This window comes from Caulobacter sp. SLTY, assembly GCF_009905535.1.
Classification (GTDB): domain Bacteria; phylum Pseudomonadota; class Alphaproteobacteria; order Caulobacterales; family Caulobacteraceae; genus Caulobacter.
Genome location: NZ_JAAALA010000019.1, coordinates 36987 through 52080, shown reverse-complemented (window position 1 = coordinate 52080; position 15094 = coordinate 36987). Strand labels below are relative to the sequence as shown.

18 protein-coding genes are annotated in these 15094 nt (G+C 68.2%); 6 read left to right on the top strand and 12 right to left on the bottom strand.

Annotated elements, in window-relative coordinates; genetic code table 11:
- Positions 1–132: 132 nt before the first annotated feature.
- Positions 133–1056, bottom strand: a complete 924-nt coding sequence (miaA, locus tag GVN21_RS12375) for a tRNA (adenosine(37)-N6)-dimethylallyltransferase MiaA (protein WP_166575058.1) — start codon at positions 1054–1056, stop codon at positions 133–135.
- Between miaA and serB the strand changes: the two genes are divergently transcribed.
- On the top strand, positions 1055–1930 hold the full coding sequence (serB, locus tag GVN21_RS12370) for a phosphoserine phosphatase SerB (RefSeq protein ID WP_240902904.1): 876 nt from the start codon (positions 1055–1057) through the stop codon (positions 1928–1930). The genes miaA and serB overlap by 2 nt on opposite strands.
- Here the strand turns inward: serB and GVN21_RS12365 are convergent, their stop codons facing one another.
- Positions 1931–2791 carry a protease modulator HflC gene (locus GVN21_RS12365; protein ID WP_166575056.1) on the bottom strand — a complete coding sequence of 287 codons (861 nt, stop codon included), beginning with the start codon at positions 2789–2791 and terminating at the stop codon, positions 1931–1933.
- Positions 2788–3771: an FtsH protease activity modulator HflK gene (gene hflK, locus GVN21_RS12360; RefSeq protein WP_166575055.1), complete on the bottom strand. Its 984-nt coding sequence runs from the start codon at positions 3769–3771 to the stop codon at positions 2788–2790. The genes GVN21_RS12365 and hflK overlap by 4 nt, the downstream gene beginning before the upstream one ends.
- 211 nt (positions 3772–3982) lie before the next feature.
- Here hflK and GVN21_RS12355 point away from each other — a divergent pair, with 211 nt between their 5' ends.
- Positions 3983–4930 (top strand): Mrp/NBP35 family ATP-binding protein, encoded by a 948-nt coding sequence (locus GVN21_RS12355; protein WP_240902910.1) that lies wholly within the window; start codon positions 3983–3985, stop codon positions 4928–4930.
- Positions 4931–5140: 210 nt separating this feature from the next.
- Positions 5141–5503, top strand: a complete 363-nt coding sequence (locus GVN21_RS12350) for a hypothetical protein (protein ID WP_166575053.1) — start codon at positions 5141–5143, stop codon at positions 5501–5503.
- Here GVN21_RS12350 and GVN21_RS12345 read toward each other — a convergent pair.
- The 4 genes from GVN21_RS12345 to GVN21_RS12330 all read right to left on the bottom strand — a co-directional run bounded on the left by GVN21_RS12345 (position 5500) and on the right by GVN21_RS12330 (position 8633).
- Entirely contained in the window at positions 5500–6450 is a 951-nt protein-coding gene (locus GVN21_RS12345) for a fatty acid desaturase family protein (RefSeq protein WP_166575052.1), read from the bottom strand. The two genes, GVN21_RS12350 and GVN21_RS12345, sit on opposite strands and share 4 nt — an antisense overlap.
- Positions 6450–7064, bottom strand: a complete 615-nt coding sequence (locus GVN21_RS12340) for a TetR/AcrR family transcriptional regulator C-terminal domain-containing protein (protein WP_205690058.1) — start codon at positions 7062–7064, stop codon at positions 6450–6452. The genes GVN21_RS12345 and GVN21_RS12340 overlap by 1 nt, the downstream gene beginning before the upstream one ends.
- 102 nt (positions 7065–7166) lie before the next feature.
- Positions 7167–8072, bottom strand: a complete 906-nt coding sequence (locus GVN21_RS12335; RefSeq protein ID WP_166575051.1) for an SDR family NAD(P)-dependent oxidoreductase — start codon at positions 8070–8072, stop codon at positions 7167–7169.
- A gap of 174 nt (positions 8073–8246) precedes the next feature.
- Entirely contained in the window at positions 8247–8633 is a 387-nt protein-coding gene (locus tag GVN21_RS12330; RefSeq protein ID WP_166575050.1) for a helix-turn-helix transcriptional regulator, read from the bottom strand.
- Between the two features lie 138 nt (positions 8634–8771).
- Between GVN21_RS12330 and GVN21_RS12325 the strand changes: the two genes are divergently transcribed.
- Positions 8772–9704: a lysophospholipid acyltransferase family protein gene (locus tag GVN21_RS12325; RefSeq protein ID WP_166575049.1), complete on the top strand. Its 933-nt coding sequence runs from the start codon at positions 8772–8774 to the stop codon at positions 9702–9704.
- On the opposite strand, the gene GVN21_RS12320 is transcribed toward GVN21_RS12325, so the two are convergent.
- The 4 genes from GVN21_RS12320 to xseA all read right to left on the bottom strand — a co-directional run bounded on the left by GVN21_RS12320 (position 9701) and on the right by xseA (position 13006).
- Complete coding sequence (locus tag GVN21_RS12320) at positions 9701–10183, bottom strand: response regulator (protein ID WP_166575048.1); 483 nt, start codon at positions 10181–10183, stop codon at positions 9701–9703. The genes GVN21_RS12325 and GVN21_RS12320 overlap by 4 nt on opposite strands.
- A gap of 155 nt (positions 10184–10338) precedes the next feature.
- Positions 10339–11196: a M23 family metallopeptidase gene (locus GVN21_RS12315; RefSeq protein WP_346764259.1), complete on the bottom strand. Its 858-nt coding sequence runs from the start codon at positions 11194–11196 to the stop codon at positions 10339–10341.
- Positions 11175–11390: a DUF2093 domain-containing protein gene (locus GVN21_RS12310; protein WP_166575047.1), complete on the bottom strand. Its 216-nt coding sequence runs from the start codon at positions 11388–11390 to the stop codon at positions 11175–11177. Before GVN21_RS12310 ends, GVN21_RS12315 begins: the two co-directional genes overlap by 22 nt.
- A 47-nt stretch (positions 11391–11437) precedes the next feature.
- Entirely contained in the window at positions 11438–13006 is a 1569-nt protein-coding gene (xseA, locus tag GVN21_RS12305; protein ID WP_166575046.1) for an exodeoxyribonuclease VII large subunit, read from the bottom strand.
- Between the two features lie 66 nt (positions 13007–13072).
- Between xseA and GVN21_RS12300 the strand changes: the two genes are divergently transcribed.
- Positions 13073–13438, top strand: coding sequence for a hypothetical protein (locus GVN21_RS12300; RefSeq protein WP_166575045.1), 366 nt, complete (start codon positions 13073–13075; stop codon positions 13436–13438).
- A 70-nt stretch (positions 13439–13508) separates the two neighbouring features.
- Here the strand turns inward: GVN21_RS12300 and GVN21_RS12295 are convergent, their stop codons facing one another.
- Positions 13509–14027 (bottom strand): GcrA family cell cycle regulator, encoded by a 519-nt coding sequence (locus GVN21_RS12295; RefSeq protein WP_166575044.1) that lies wholly within the window; start codon positions 14025–14027, stop codon positions 13509–13511.
- Between the two features lie 235 nt (positions 14028–14262).
- Here GVN21_RS12295 and GVN21_RS12290 point away from each other — a divergent pair, with 235 nt between their 5' ends.
- The gene (locus GVN21_RS12290) at positions 14263–15084 is read left to right on the top strand and encodes an ABC transporter permease (RefSeq protein ID WP_166575043.1); all 822 of its coding nucleotides are present in this window, start codon (positions 14263–14265) and stop codon (positions 15082–15084) included.
- The last annotated feature ends 10 nt before the right edge of the window (positions 15085–15094 follow it).

Here is a 15094-nt window from a genome sequence, read left to right as displayed (position 1 = left end):
CATGCGGCCTTGAGCGGCGTGCTGGGGACACGCCACGCGAGGCCGCTAGGTAAGTACAAGTCTCACGTTGCGCACGAAGTTTGCTCCAAATCCACGATTTTCTTCATGCCACGCGCGCAAAGCCGGGTCAAGTCAGGGATTTGCGCAAGTTTGTTCCAATTGTAACCACTGCGCCTCGGGCTCGACCGCGTTGATGCGCGACCAGTTGGCCATCTGGTTACGCAGCCAGGTCAGCTGTCGCTTAGCGTACCGGCGCGTCTCCCGTCGGGCGTCGTCCAACGCTTTGTCGAGGGGCATTTCACCGGCCAGGTGGGAGGCGAACTCCCTCACCCCCACCGCCTTCATCACCGGCAGGCGCGGATCCAGCGCCCGCGCTGTCAGCTTCCGGACCTCGTCCAAAGCACCAGCCTGCAGCATCCCGGCCAGCCGCGCGTCGCAGCGGGCATAAACGGCCTCGCGCGGCGGCTCCAGCGCCAGGCCGCGCCAGTCGCCCGGCGCCAGCAGACCCTGGGTCTCGGCTTGCCAGTCGCTCAGCGGCTTGCCTGTGGCGGCCAGCACCTCAAGCGCCCTGGTCAGCCGGAGTCGGTCGCCCGGCGCGATTCGCGCCTCCGCTGCCGGGTCGGCCATCCGCAGCCGGTCGCGCGCCGCCGCCTCGCCCTCCGCCTCGAACCGCGCCTCCTCGGCCTCCCGCACCGCCGCCGGAACTGGAGGCACCTCGGCCAGACCCTGGGTCAGGGCCTTGAAATAGAGCCCCGTCCCGCCAACCAGAATGGCCGGTCGGCCCCGGCCATTGATCGCCTCGATCAGCTCGCTCCCCGCCCGCAACCAGCGCCCGACACTCCAACCTTCGGCGCCATCGACGGTCCCGAACAGATGATGCGGCGCCTGCGCCTCCTCCTCCGGCGAGGGCCTCGCGCTCAGGGTGCGCAGGTCTGCGTAAAGCTGCAGGGCGTCGGCGTTGACGATCTCCCCACCGATTTCTCGGGCCAGGCGCAGGGCCAGGGCGGACTTGCCGCTTGCGGTGGGTCCGGCGATCAGCCAGATGCGGGGCTCCATGCGCCTATCCATCACCCTGGTCAGCCCCGATCCGCAAGCCGTCTCGGTGGCTTCCGTCCTCGTTCGTCGCAAGACCGGCGCCCAAGCCGAGGGCGAACTCGGCCCCGGCGCCCTCGACCTGAGCGTCGAGGGTGCGCTGTCCGACCTCCGCGGCGAGGTCGATCGGCTGGTCGCCGACCTGCCCGTCGACCACTGCGTCCAGCCGGCGGAGGGTCGGGCAAAGCGTCTGCTCATCGCCGACATGGACTCGACCATCATCGGCTGCGAATGCCTGGATGAACTGGCCGACTTCGCCGGCGTGAAGGCGCAGGTGTCCGAAATCACCGAGCGGGCCATGCGCGGCGAGCTGGCCTTCGAGGGCGCCCTGCGTGAGCGGGTGGCCATGCTGAAGGGGCTGGACCTGGCGGCCCTGCAGCGCTGCTACGACGAGCGGGTGCGGCTCAATCCCGGCGCCCACGCCCTTGTCCGCACCATGGCCGCCCACGGCGCTCGCTGCCTGCTGGTCTCGGGCGGCTTCACCTTTTTCACCCAGCGCGTAGCCGCCGCCGCCGGGTTCCATGAAGACCGGGCCAACACCCTGCTTGAAGATGGTGCGGCGTTGACCGGCCTGGTCGGCGAGCCGATCCTGGGCCGCGAGGCCAAGCTGGCGTCGCTGCGGGGCGAGGCGGTGGCCCTGGGCCTCAACCTCAGCCAGACACTGGCGGTCGGCGACGGGGCCAACGACCTGGCGATGATCGAGGCGGCCGGCCTTGGGGTGGCCTACCGCGCAAAGCCGGTCGTGGCCGCCCAGGCGCATGCGCGGGTCGATCACGCCGATCTCACCGCGCTGCTCTACTTCCAGGGCTACCGGGCCGAGGCCTTCGCCGCCGACTGACTACTGGGCGTTGGGGCCGCGACCGAAGTACTTGAAGAAGTCGCTGTCGGGCGACAGCACCAGGGTGGCGTCGCCCTGGCCCATGCTGGTCTCATAGGCGCGCATTGAACGGTAGAAGGCGGCGAAGTTCGCGTCCTTGCCGAAGCTGTCGGCGAACAGCTTGGCCCGTTCGGCGTCGCCCTCACCTCGGATGCGCTCGGCGTCGCCCGTCGCCTGGGCGACGATCTCGCGGCGGCGCTGTTCGCCCTCGGCGCGGATGCGGGTGGCTTCCTGCTGGCGGGCGGTCTGCATCCGCTCGTAGACGGCTTCCTGGTTGGCCACCGGCAGGTCGGCGCGCTTGATCCGCACGTCGATGATCTCGATGCCCAGGCGCGAACTGTTGGCCTGAGAGATCAGGTTGGCTTGGATGATCTTCATCAACTCCGAGCGGCGTGACGAGATGATGTCCTCCGAATTGGCCGTGCCCAACGCCTGGCGCAGGGCGGCGTTGAGGCGCTGTTCCAGTCGGCTGCGGGCCGTCTCGGCGTTCCCCAGGGCGGTGAAGTAGCGGTAGGGATCGCGGATCCGGTATCGGATGAAGGCGTCGACCATCAGCCGTTCCTGGTTGCCGGCGATGATCTCTTCCTGGTTCGACTCCAGCATCTGGTTTCGCTTGTCGAAGACCACGATGCTTTCGGTGAACGGCCACTTGGCCTGCAGGCCAGGGCCAGGGTTGGCCGGCGAGTTAACCACCCGCACCACCTTACCCAGCTGGATAACGACCGCCTGCTGGGTCTGGTCGAGCACATAGAAGGTCTGGCTGGCCACCAGCAGCAGCGCGCCGACGGCAATGGCGCCAAGGGTCAGGGTATTGCGGTTCATTGGGCGGCTCCCGGCGCGCGCGGCGCTGCCGTCGTCGGGGTCGGATTTCGTGGCTTGAAGGCGTCGGGCGACAGAACGATGGGCGCGGTCACCCCCTTGCCGTCGATGATCACCTTGTTGGACTTGGCCAGAACCCGTTCCATGGTTTCGATGTACAGCCGCTCGCGGGTCACGCCCGGGGCCAGCCGGTACTGCTCATAGATCTGGTTGAAGCGCTCGGCCTCGCCTCGCGCCTCATTGACCACCTGGGCCTTGTAGCCGAGGGCCTCCTGGCGGATTTTCGCCGCCTGGCCGCCGGCCTCGTTGATCCGGGCTTGGAAGTTCTGACCGGCCGTGGCCACGTCCTGGAAGGCGGCGATGACCTGTTGCGGCGGCTGGGCGTCGCGGATCTGCACGCTGTCGATGATCACCCCGGCGTCATAGTCATCGAGGATGCGCTGCATCAGCGACTGGGCGTCGGCTTGGACCTTGCCGCGACCGGTGGAGATGATCGGGTCCAGCTGGCTGCGGCCGACCACTTCGCGCATGGCGCTCTCGGCCACCGCCTTCACGGTGTCGCGGGTGTTGTCGATGTTGAACAGGAACTTGCGCGGGTCGGATACGCGCCAGTTCACCGCGAAGGCCAGGTCGACGATGTTCTCGTCGCCCGTCAGCATCAGGCTTTCGGCGGGCACCGAACCGGCCTTCTGACCGCCGACGGTGGTCTCGTTGATGGTGGTGATATCGACCAGCTGCGACCGCTCGAAGATCGGCAGGTGATAGCCGATGCCGGGGCCGTAGCTGCGCGTGTAGGCGCCGAAGGTGGTGACCACGGCCTCCTGCTTGGCGCTGACAATGATGATCCCGGAGAAGAAGTAGAGGGCCACCAGGGCGCCGCCGACGAGCGGAGCGTAGCGCCGGATGGCCTCTTCCTGGCCGCCGGGCTGGCCGCCGCCGCCACCCAGCAGGCCGCGCAGGCGGGCGGTCCAGCGCTCGATCACCTCATTGAGGTCGACGCCTTCGCCGTTCGACTGGGGGCGGCGAGCACGGTTTCACGGTCGAGGGCGGGCGCATCGGTCATTCGGTTCAGCTTGCGTTGACGACTGTGCCGCCTCATATCCGCTTCTACAGCCCGGTTATCAACCGGCCCGCCCTCAAGTGACGGAACATCACCTAGTCCATGCCCTGGAACGACAACGCCAACCCCGGACCCTGGGGTTCGCCGCCGCCGCGCCCTCCTACGCCGCCGTCCGTGAGGCGGCCGAAAAAGTTCTGGCGGGCCTGCCGGGCGTGACCCGCGCCCAGGTGGTGCTGACCGCCGAGGCCCCGCCCGCCGGCGCTCGGCCCCGCAAGACCGCCCGCCTCAGCCCCGATCACGCTGCCGAGCCCAAGGCGTCCGAGGCCGCGCGGCCGGACCATGTGAAGCGGGTCATCGCCGTGGCCAGCGGCAAGGGCGGGGTGGGCAAGTCCACCGTCTCGGTCAACCTGGCCTGCGCCCTCGCCAGGCTGGGATTGAAGGTCGGGCTGCTCGACGCGGATGTCTATGGCCCCTCGGCGCCGAAGATGATGGGCATCGCCGACGAGCCCAGCTTCGTCGATGGCAAGCTGGAGCCCCTGTTCGCCCACGGGGTGAAGCTGATGAGCATCGGCTTCATGGTTGCCGAGGGCTCACCCATGATCTGGCGCGGCCCGATGGCCTCCAGCGCCGTGCGCCAGATGGTGCAGGACGTTCGCTGGGGCACCGCCGAGGCGCCCCTCGACCTGCTGATCGTCGACCTGCCTCCCGGCACCGGCGACATCCACCTGACCCTGGTTCAGAAGCTCGGCATCGACGGCGTGGTGCTGGTCTCCACGCCCCAGGAAATCGCCCTGATCGACGCCCGCCGCGCCGCCGCGATGTTCGCCAAGACCGGCACGCCGATCTTGGGCGTGATCGAGAACATGGCCTGGTTTGAAGGGCCCGACGGCGCCCGCCTGCCCATCTTCGGCCAAGGCGGGGCGGCGGCGGAGGCGGAGCGCCTCTCCGTTCCCCTCCTGGCCGAGGTGCCGCTGGAAATCCCCCTGCGAGAGGCCGGCGACGCAGGGACGCCGCTGACCGCCGCCGGCTCACAAAGCCCGGCCGCAAGGGCCTTCGAACAGGCCGCGCGGGCTCTTGTCTAAGCCTCGGCGAACCATGGTATAAAACGGCGTCGGCTCCTGAGAGAGTCGGTCATCGGGGGTACTGCCATGCGTTCCAGGTCTGTCCTGGCGCCCGCCACCCTATCGCCCTCAGCCAGATGCGGAGGGTGAGCCACCCACATTGCCAAACCTCGTGGCGGCCCGCGTGCAGTCCTTCCGGTCGCCCCGCAATCAAGAACACGGGAAACGTCTATGAACAGGACAGCCATCAGCCTCGCCCTCTGCCTGGGCCTCGTCGCCGCCGCCGGCTCCGCCCAGGCCTGCACCCTCGACACCGCCAAGAACAAGCCCACCGTTCGCAAGGACGGCGCGCCCTACGCCGGAGCCCAGGGCAAGCCCTGGTACGCCCAAGGCCGCCCGGTCACGATCGACGGGGCCAGCTACAAGCGGCAGGGGAGCCCCCGAGTGTTCGGTGAGTTCGACCTTTCCTTCCTAGAAAAGGCCGGTGAGTTCGAGGGCGTGCTGGTGTTCAAGGACACCGACCAGGAAGGCACCATCTTCGTCCCGGTCGACGCCAAGGCCTGCACCTTCCAGGCCTACCAGAAGGCGGACTAGGCGGCTGCCAGCGTCGCCTTCTCCGGCTTGCTGGACGCCAGCTTGAACACATCCCAATAGCCCGGCGCGGTCAGCATGCCGGGCATCACGCCCTTCTGCTTGAGCAGGCGATGGGCCCTGGGCAGGTTGTAGCAGGGCACATGCATGAACATGTGGTGCTCACAGTGGTAGTTTACATAGTAGGGGGCCAGCAGGGCTCGCTCGATCAAGTTGGCCTTGGTCGTGCGGGCATGGCGCAGCGGGTCGGGCTCGTCCTTGGCGATGCAGGCGTGCTCGGCGATGTTGCGCAGGCGGGTGACCAGGGGCAGCCAGGTGGCCTGGGGCAGCAGCCACAGCACCGGCCAAGCCCACCAGAAGCCGAATGGCGCGGTGACCGCGACGGTCGCGATCATGCCGATGAAGAACCGGCGCCGGCTGACCACGGCCTTCCTGAGGATCGGCCACAGGGGCTGGTCCGGCTTGCGTTCACGCAGGGTCTTCACCAGCCCGGCCCAGCGCTGCTTGTAGTAGGTCTGGCCGGTCAGGTCGCGGACCACCTTGCGCCACAGGGACTTGCGGGTGATCGGGAAGGGGGCGGAGAGGGCCAGGTCCGGGTCCTCGCCCTGCTGGGCGAATTTGTGGTGGCCCAGGTGGTAGGTGCGATAGGCGACCAGCCCGCCGGGGGTCAGATAGTCGCCCAGGAAATCGTTGACCTTCAGGTCGGGGTGCAGGGCGCCGTGGGCGGCGTCGTGCATCAGGATCGCCAGCCCCAGCTGCCGCGCCCCGATGATCATCACCGCCAGGGGAATGGTGATCGGCCATACGAGCGCCATCGCCCCGGCCGCGAAGATGACCAGCCAGGCGTGGGCGACCAGGGCCGGCCCCTTCCAGCGTGACTTCTCCGACAACGGCGCCCATTCTTCGGTCGTGAAATAGGTCTTGGCGGCGACTCGGGCGGCGGCGGCCATCAGGCGGCTCCCTTGATGGGGCTAAGGCGGAGCAGGGCGATCATCTCTTCCACGGCCTGCGGGACCGTTGCCTCGGTGGCGCCCTCGCGCAGGGCCACGCCCAGGGCCAGGGTCCAGAAGCGGCGGGCGGTCACCGCCGGGTCCTCCGGGCCGGTCCAGCCGCGCCGGCGGCGGGTCTCGGCGTAGGCGCGGTCGCCCTCGCCGTGCAGCCGCTCGAACGTACGCTCGATAAGGGGGCTGAGGTCCTGCCGGCGGCGGGTCAGCGAAAGGGCTTCCACGAATAGCGCCAAGCCGGGTGATCCGACCACCGCTTCAACCAGCCGGCGGTTGTAGTCCGACCCGGTGGCCGCCTGCGCCGCGGACGCCTCGGCCCGGCTGGCGACGTACAGCACCTCGCGGCAGGCGGCCTCGACGAACAGCGCCTCCTTGGTGCGGAAGTAGTAGGTCACCTGGCTGGGATAGGCCCCGGCCGCTGTGGCGATCTCCGCCACCGACACCGCCGTCTGGCCGCGCGCCTTGAACAGCTCCACCGCCGCGTCCAGCAGGCGCGACCGCATCCGCTTGCCCGGCTCACGGACAGCGCGCACCTCGGCCAAGGGCGTCACCTTCGACATGCACTATTTGTATGCCATACAATAAACCTGTCAATGCCGCGCAAAAGCAAAGGGCCGGACGTTTCCGCCCGGCCCTCGCCGTGTCTCGCGATGAAGCGGGGTTTAGCCGCCGGCCATCTTGCGGAAGAACTTCTGGCCCTGTTCGCCGCCGGCGAAATAGGCCTTCTGGCCTTCCTCACCAGTGATCTTGTCCCAGTTGTCGCGGACCTCCTCCACCGACAGGCCGCCCTCGCCGAGGTAGACGCCCTCGGTCTCGATGATCCGCGACAGGGCGAAGACGCCCGCGCCGGCGGTCAGGATGGCGCCCGTGGGGGCTTCGTCCGAGGCCAGGTAGACCACGCCCGGGGTCACGTATTCCGGCGCCAGCTTGGCCAGCACTTCCGGCGGCATCAGGCCTTCGGTCATCCGGGTGGCGGCCACCGGGCTGATGGCGTTGATGTGGATGTTGTTCTTCTGGCCCTCGAGCTTGATGGTGTTCATGAAGCCGATGATGCCGAGCTTGGCCGCGCCATAGTTGGACTGGCCGAAGTTGCCGTACAGGCCGGACGAGGAGGTGGTGACCACGATCCGCCCGTAGTTCTGCTCCTTCATGATCTCCCAGACGGCCTTGGTCGGCTTGACCGTGCCCAGCAGGTGAACGTTCAGAACGAACTCGAAGTCCTCGATGGACATCTTGGAGAAGGACTTGTCGCGCAGCACACCGGCGTTGGCGATCAGGATGTCGATGCGGCCCCAGGCGTCCATCGCCTGCTTGACCATCAGGGCCACGCCCGCGTCGTCGGTGACGCTGCTGCCGTTGGCGATGGCTTCACCGCCGAGCGCCTTGATCTCTTCGACCACCTTGGTCGCGGCGTCGGAACCGCCGCCCGAGCCGTCCATCGACCCGCCCAGGTCGTTGACCAGCACCTTGGCGCCGCGACGGGCCAGTTCCAGCGCGTGCTGGCGGCCCAGGCCCCCACCGGCGCCCGTGACGATCGCGACTTTGCCGTCGAAGCGGATGTCGGCCATGAATTCATTCCCCTTGCGCTGGGCTGTCATCGCGCCCGTTTGAAGATCGGGCGGGTTTGTGCGGCGCAATACGGGGGTGCGTCAAGCGTGACGCGAAGATAAGCGTAAACCTGCTGGGAGAACCGGGCCGGCGGCACGCCGGCCCGGTCCTGGCCACAAGCTTACTGGTCTAGGTCAGGCGACCTCGATCTCGCCGTTCAGCGACTTGGCGAGGTCGAGCAGCCGGCGGCGCGGACGCTCGCCCAGCTGGTAGTAGGCGCGGATCAGGTCCAGCGTCTCCTTTCGCGCGAACATCTCGCCGCCGCCCTCGCCGTCATTGGCGGCGACCTGCGGACGGTCGGTCTCGGAGAGGCCATCGTAGAAGTAGCCGACCGGAACCTCGAGGGCTTCGGACAGCTGCCACAGCCGGGCGGCGGAGATGCGGTTGGCGCCGCATTCGTACTTCTGAATCTGCTGGAAGCGAACGCCGACGGAACCGGCCAGCTGCTGCTGGGTCAGGCCGAGAAGGCGACGGCGGCGGCGCAGGCGCCGGCCGAGGTGAACGTCGATGTCATTGCCCATGGGCTTCTTGCCCCCTGTTGGTTGAAAGCCTGTGGCCGTCCCAAAACGAAACGGTCGAGCCTTCACTCCGCATGTCGCGTGCCAAGCGAGATTCGGTGCGACATTGCGCGCCCGGGGCGTGTCACATAGTTAGCCAGCATGGGTGACAAACGTATCTCATGGGGTCAGGACCTCGCCTGGCGCGCCGAGGCGGTGGCCTATGACGTCTTCACCTTCCTGATGCGGCTGATGCCGACCGACTTCGCGTCCGATGTCGGCGGGGCTCTGTTCCGGCTGCTGGGCCCGCTGACCAAGACCCATAAACTGGCCTGGCAGAACCTGATCCTGGCCTTTCCGGAAAAAGACGAGGCCTGGCGCCGACAGATCCTCAAGGAACAGTGGGACAGCAACGGCCGCACTGTCTTCGAATTTCCGCAGATGGACCGCATTCGCCCGTCCACGGGTCGGGTTGAGCTGGTCAACGCCGAGCGGATGGAGGAAATCCGCACCGGCGGAAAGCCGGTGGTGTTCGTGTCGGGCCACTTGTCCAACTGGGAGGTGATGCCCGCCGCGATCGTCGACAGCGGGGTGGTCTGCCAGATGACCTATCGCGCCGCGAACAACCCCTATGTCGACAAACGCATCCGCGACAGCCGCGCCCGCTACGGCGTGCAGCTGTTCGCCCCAAAGGGCGGGGATGGGGCTCGCGAGCTGCTCGAGGGGATGAAGAAAGGCGAGTCGGTCGCCTTGATGAACGACCAGAAGTTCAACCGGGGCGGTGTTTCCGTCCCCTTCTTCGGTCGCCAGGTGATGGCCGCGCCAGGTCCCAGCCGTCTGGCGCTGCGCTTCGGAACGGTGCTGCAGCCAATGAGTGTCCAGCGGCTGAAGGGCGCCCGCTTCCGCGCGGTGGTCCACGACCCCATCGCCATCCCGGATACCGGCGACAAGTCCGCCGACATCGCGGCTGGGGTCGCCGCCATCACCCGCTTCGTCGAGGAGCGGGTGCGCGAGCGGCCGGGCGAATGGTTCTGGGTCCACCGCCGCTGGCCCAAGGAGGCCTACGAGGAACTGGCGGCGAAGGGTCTGGGCTAAATCACCAGTGCCCGCTTCTGCTCGATCACATCGTCGATCCCCCGCCGGATCGGACCGAAGTAGTCGGCGGTTCTCACGAAATCTCGGGGCCGCATGATCACCGCCTCGAGGCGGGCCATGATCGCCCGCGCGGTCAGCGGCTTGGCGATCATCTCGGTCACCCCGGCGTCGCGCGCTTCGAACACGCGGCTGCGGTCGGCGAACCCGGTCATCATGATGATTGGCAGGAAGGGGTTGGCGCTGTCGGGCGAGTTACGGACCAGGCGGGTGAACTGCGCCCCGTCCAGCGGCTCCATCTGGAAATCGATGATGGCAACGTCGGCCGGCCAGCTGCGCAGGGCCTGCAGACCGTCGGCCCCATCCTGGGCCTCACGAAGCTGGCTGACGCCCACGCCCTTCAGGATCGTCCCGACGATGGAGCGCATATGTGGATTGTCATCCACCAGGAGAACGCGAAGCGACTCCAGCCCAAATGCCATACGACGACCCCCAGGAACCCGATGAATATGACGGATCGTCATTTTTGCACGTAATGCGTGTGCCGCGACCCTTTGTCGCTTAATTAAGGCTGGATTCGTTACCGGAACGTTTAGCATGACGCTGCGGAAATCGTCGTTTTAGAACGCCACTGGTGTCAGGCTGGCGCCGTCACTCCGACCATCAGCATGGGGTCCAGATGCCGGGCCCGCCAGGTCATACGCCAGCAAAGGTGCGGACCGGTCGCGCGGCCGGTGGCCCCCACCTCGCCGATCTTCTGGCCCCGCTCGACCCGGTCTCCGGTCGCGACCAGCAAGCGCGACTGGTGCAGGTAGATGCTGACCAGGCCCTGGCCGTGGTCGATCATGGTCAGCCCGCCTTCGAAATGCATCCCGCTGGCCGCCATGCTGACCACCCCGCCGGCCGGGGCAAGGATGGCCGTGCCCTTCGGCGCGGCCAGGTCGGTGCCGTAATGGGGCCGCTTGGGCTCGCCGTTAAGGATCCGCTGGCCGCCGAACCGGCCCGTCCGCCGCCAGCTGCCCTCGGGCAACGGCGTAGCGAAGCCGCCCCGGAAGTCCTCGGTGTCGACCCGGCTGGCCAGAGCGGCGACCTTCAGCTCGTTCTGCTGGCGGATCCTGGCCAGCAGGGCCGGATCGTCCGGGCTGACCTGGCTCTGGGGCAGGCCGTCGATACGCTGCACGTCGAACTCGCCGGGGATGACGTTGAGCAGATGACTCGCCGCCCCGCCGGCCGTGGAGACCCGCAGGGTCTGACTGGGCGGCGCATCCCGGTCGAAGCCGATCACGAACAGCCCGCTACCCGAAGCTCGGCCGATGGCCTCGTCGTCGAGCCAGATGTCGGCACGCGGCGCGGTGCGCCCGAATACGAACCCGCCCTGCCGCTGAACCCCACTCAGCCGCAAGGATGGCGGCGCGGCGAGCGTCGGCCCCGCGAGACCCGCGGTCGCGACGCCCAGCAGGACACCCCGCCGGTTCAGGGGTTCAGGTCCTTCCACCGCTTCAGCGCCTCGGCCGGCCCGGCATAGGCTTCCTGATGCTCCGGGCTCCAGTAGCGCAGCGCTTCCAGCGGAATCTTCACCCCGCTGACCGCGCAGATCACATGCTGGCCATGCTTGAGGACGGCGAATTCCCCGTCGCCGTAGTGAAGGTGCGCGAGCTCACGGCCCATGTCGCGGTCGAAGGCGTTCATGGCAGGCAATGTAGCGCCTGGCGGGGCGGGGGCCAACCTCACACCCCTCAGAACAGATCACCCTGTTGCGAGGACGGGGTTGCGGCCTTCTTCGCCACCGGCTTGGGCGCCGCCCGTCCAGTCTCGCCGTCGATCACCGCCTGGCGGGTGACGTCCTCGAACATCAGGCCGACGGTTTCTCCGGCCTCAAGGCCCACCCCATGCCGCACGATCGAGCCGTCCGGGCGGGTGACCAGGGCGAACCCCATGCGCAGGGGCCGCTTGGGATCGAGCGACAGGCGCAGCTTGTTCAGGCTTTCGAGACGGCGGGCGCTGTCCTGGATGGCCTTGCCCATGCTGTTCTTCAGCCGGCGCTCGGCGTCCAGCGACACCAGCCGCTGGCCCCGGTCGCTCACCGCCTTGCGCAGGCAGCTTCCCATCCGACGCGCGGCATCCTCCAGCCGCCGGGTCAGCTCGGTGGTGTCCGACGCCCGCTTCATCGCCGCATCCAGCCGGCGGCCGAGGGTCTCGAGCGACTGGCGACCCAGATCGGCGCGCCGTTGCAGCAGCGTCGGGCGCAGGGGCGAGGCGGTTTCCGCCAGTTGGCGGGCGTGGAGGTCCAGATTGCGCCGCAGGCCGGCGGCGAGATGACTGGCGGCATAGTCGAGCCGCTGGCCGGCGGCGGCGGTCAGGTCGGCGGGGCGGGGGAGGCCCCGGGCCGACGCGGCCAGCCGGGTGCGACGGTCCTCGATCAGCCGGCCGCTGCACCGGACCAGCCGCTGGTCCAGCCCGGCCAGCGCCGCGCGCAGTTCGGCCAGCACCGGGGTGGCCATCTCGGCCGCGGCGGTCGGGGTCGGCGCCCGGCGATCGGAGACGAAGTCGATCAGGGTCGTGTCGGTCTCGTGCCCGACGGCGCTGATCAGGGGGATGGTCCCGGCCGCCACCGTGCGGGCCAGGGTCTCGTCGTTGAACGGCCAGAGGTCCTCCACCGAACCGCCGCCCCGGGCGACGATCAAAACGTCAGGCCGCGGAATGGCCCCGCCGGCCTCCAGGGCGTTGAAAGCCTTGATCGCGGCCGCCACCTGACCCGCTGCCGCATCACCCTGCACAACCACCGGCCAGACCACGACCCGGCAGGGCCAGCGGTCGCGGATGCGGTGCAGGATGTCGCGGATCACCGCCCCGGTTGGGCTGGTGATCACCCCGACCACGGCCGGCATGGCGGGGATCGGTCGCTTGCGTTCGGGCCGGAACAGGCCCTCGTCGGCGAGCTTGGCCTTCAGCCGTTCGAGTTGGGCCAGCAGGGCGCCGATGCCGGCGGCTTCCATGGTCTCGATGACGATCTGGTATCGGCTGCCGGCCGGAAAGGTCGTGATCCGGCCGGTAACAATCACCTCCATCCCCTGCTCGGGCCGGATGGAGAGGTTCTTGACGCTGCCCTTCCAGACAACGCCGTCGAGGGCGGCTTTATCGTCCTTGAGGGTCAGATAGACGTGGCCGCTGGAATGGTGGGTGACCTTGGAGAGCTCCCCGCGCAGGCGGACGAAGCCGTAGGCGTCCTCTAGGGTGCGCTTGAGGGCGAAAGCCAGTTCCGAGACGGAATAGGCCTGTGCGTTGGTGGTGGGGGCGTCGGTCACGCCTGGGAGCCTAGCGCGCCGACCGAGTCGCTGGAAACCGTTGCCGGTCGATCTAGGTCTATCAGCATGAAAGCCGCAGCCCTCTCCCTCGCCGCCCTGCTGATGCTGGGCTCCGCCGCCCAAGCCCAAGGTGATCCCGTGGCCGGAACATGGAAGCTGAAAGGCAAGGTGCAGAGTTTCGGCTTCACCCTCACCTGCCGCTTCACCCGGTCCGGCGACAGCCTGGGCGGGACCTGTTTCGACGGCGGGACCAACAAGCCTCACCCGATCAAGTCCGGCAAGATCACCGGCGACCGTGTGGTCTGGACCTATGGGTCGGACTTCATGGGTCAGAAGTTCGACGTGACCTACTCGGGAACGGTAAGGGGCGCGACGATGTCGGGCGGCGTCGACGCCGCCGGCCGCAAGGGCGAGTTCTCCGGAGCGCGTTGACTCCGCTGAACGAAAAAGGGCGGGGACCCGTGGCCCCCGCCCCTTGCTCCCCCGAGATCGGAACGGAAGCTTAGATGTAGCGCCGCAGCGAGCGGGCCAGTTCGTTCGGCCCGGCCTTCTTCTTGCCGGTCTGGGCCGGCTGGTAGGCCACCCGGGCGTGCTCGACGCAGTAGGGGCTCTCGCTCGCCCGGCGGCCGCAGAAGGTGAATTCGTCGCTGGAGGGATCGCCGATCGGCCACTTGCACATGTGGGCGCCCAGGGTCAGCACGGTGGCCGTGCCGGGCTCCTCGACCCGCAGCGCGGGGACGGGCGGAGGCGTCGGGGCGGCGGAGGGCGCGGCGGCGACCGGCTCGGCCAGGCGGCGCGGGATCGACGGCGCGGCCGGAACCGGGCGGGTCGGGCGCGGGGCCTTGAACACCGGGCGAGCGGGCTGGCTCGGCGCGGCGCGGCCGGAGAGGCCCAGGCGGTGGACCTTGCCGATCACGGCGTTTCGGGTCACCCCGCCCAGCTGTTTGGCGATCTGACTGGCTGACAGCCCGTCCAGCCACAGCTTCTTGAGAACATCCACGCGTTCGTCGGTCCAGCCCATAAGCAACCCCTTGGTCTGAGGCGGGGCGAATCCGCCCCACACGGATCAACCCCATATCTTGTGTTGGTGTGGCGGTTTCGACCGGCCCACTACCAGATATCGTAAACCTTTTGTTAAGGCATACAATGGGTGGCGGTGATTCCATCCACAGGATCAAGATATTGAATCGGTGTTCGCGGAACGGTCATGCGCCCGGTGTCTTGCGGAACGGCCCCGGCGCGCGCACCTAGGGGCCATGAAGGACACCGTCACCGCTCCCACGCCGCCGGCGCCGCGCGACTACGCAGGCTTCAACTGGACGGGCTTCTACACCCTGTACCTCAAGGAGGTGCGGCGGTTCTGGAAGGTGGGGATGCAGACGGTGGCGGCCCCGGTGGTGACCAGCCTGCTCTACATGATGGTGTTCGTGGTCGCCGTGCGCGGCGCCGCCCCACCGATCCACGGGGTGGCCTTCGCAACCTTCGTCGCGCCGGGCCTGATCATGATGACCATCCTCAACAACGCCTTCGCCAACAGCAGCTCCAGCCTGTTGCAGGCCAAGATGATGGGGCTGACGCCGGACTTCATGACCCCGCCGCTGTCGCCGCTGGAACAGGTGGCGGCGTTCAGCCTGGGCGCCGCGACGCGGGGTGTGGTGGTCGGGTTCGTGACCGCCTTGGTGGTGGCGTTCCTGCCCAACACCCACATGACCTTCGCCCAGCCCTGGGCGATCGTCTTCTACGGGGTCGGCGCCTCGCTGATCCTGGGCTTCGTTGGCATCCTGACCGGGCTGTGGTCGGAGAAGTTCGACCACCTGGCGGCGATCACCAACTTCCTGATCATGCCGATGACCTTCCTGTCCGGCACCTTCTACCTGGTCGACAAGCTGCCAGAGCCGTTCCGCACGGCCAGCCATTTCAACCCCTTCTTCTATCTGATCGATGGCTTCCGCTACGGCTTCATCGGTCACGCCGACGGCAGCCTGCTGGCCGGGGTGCTCATGACCGCGGGGCTGGTCGTGGTGCTGGCGGTGACCTGCTGGCTGCTGTTCCGGGCCGGCTGGCGGTTGAAGACCTGATCCGCGCCGC

Bases quoted from the DNA above. Each gene is read 5' to 3' on its own strand.
- serB (WP_240902904.1), top strand. From the start codon at position 1,055: ATGCGCCTATCCATCACCCTGGTCAGCCCCGATCCGCAAGCCGTCTCG.
- miaA (WP_166575058.1), bottom strand. From the start codon at position 1,056: ATGGAGCCCCGCATCTGGCTGATCGCCGGACCCACCGCAAGCGGCAAG.
- GVN21_RS12365 (WP_166575056.1), bottom strand. From the start codon at position 2,791: ATGAACCGCAATACCCTGACCCTTGGCGCCATTGCCGTCGGCGCGCTG.
- GVN21_RS12350 (WP_166575053.1), top strand. From the start codon at position 5,141: ATGAACAGGACAGCCATCAGCCTCGCCCTCTGCCTGGGCCTCGTCGCC.
- GVN21_RS12345 (WP_166575052.1), bottom strand. From the start codon at position 6,450: ATGGCCGCCGCCGCCCGAGTCGCCGCCAAGACCTATTTCACGACCGAA.
- GVN21_RS12340 (WP_205690058.1), bottom strand. From the start codon at position 7,064: ATGTCGAAGGTGACGCCCTTGGCCGAGGTGCGCGCTGTCCGTGAGCCG.
- GVN21_RS12335 (WP_166575051.1), bottom strand. From the start codon at position 8,072: ATGGCCGACATCCGCTTCGACGGCAAAGTCGCGATCGTCACGGGCGCC.
- GVN21_RS12330 (WP_166575050.1), bottom strand. From the start codon at position 8,633: ATGGGCAATGACATCGACGTTCACCTCGGCCGGCGCCTGCGCCGCCGC.
- GVN21_RS12325 (WP_166575049.1), top strand. From the start codon at position 8,772: ATGGGTGACAAACGTATCTCATGGGGTCAGGACCTCGCCTGGCGCGCC.
- GVN21_RS12320 (WP_166575048.1), bottom strand. From the start codon at position 10,183: ATGGCATTTGGGCTGGAGTCGCTTCGCGTTCTCCTGGTGGATGACAAT.
- GVN21_RS12310 (WP_166575047.1), bottom strand. From the start codon at position 11,390: ATGAACGCCTTCGACCGCGACATGGGCCGTGAGCTCGCGCACCTTCAC.
- GVN21_RS12300 (WP_166575045.1), top strand. From the start codon at position 13,073: ATGAAAGCCGCAGCCCTCTCCCTCGCCGCCCTGCTGATGCTGGGCTCC.
- GVN21_RS12295 (WP_166575044.1), bottom strand. From the start codon at position 14,027: ATGGGCTGGACCGACGAACGCGTGGATGTTCTCAAGAAGCTGTGGCTG.
- GVN21_RS12290 (WP_166575043.1), top strand. From the start codon at position 14,263: ATGAAGGACACCGTCACCGCTCCCACGCCGCCGGCGCCGCGCGACTAC.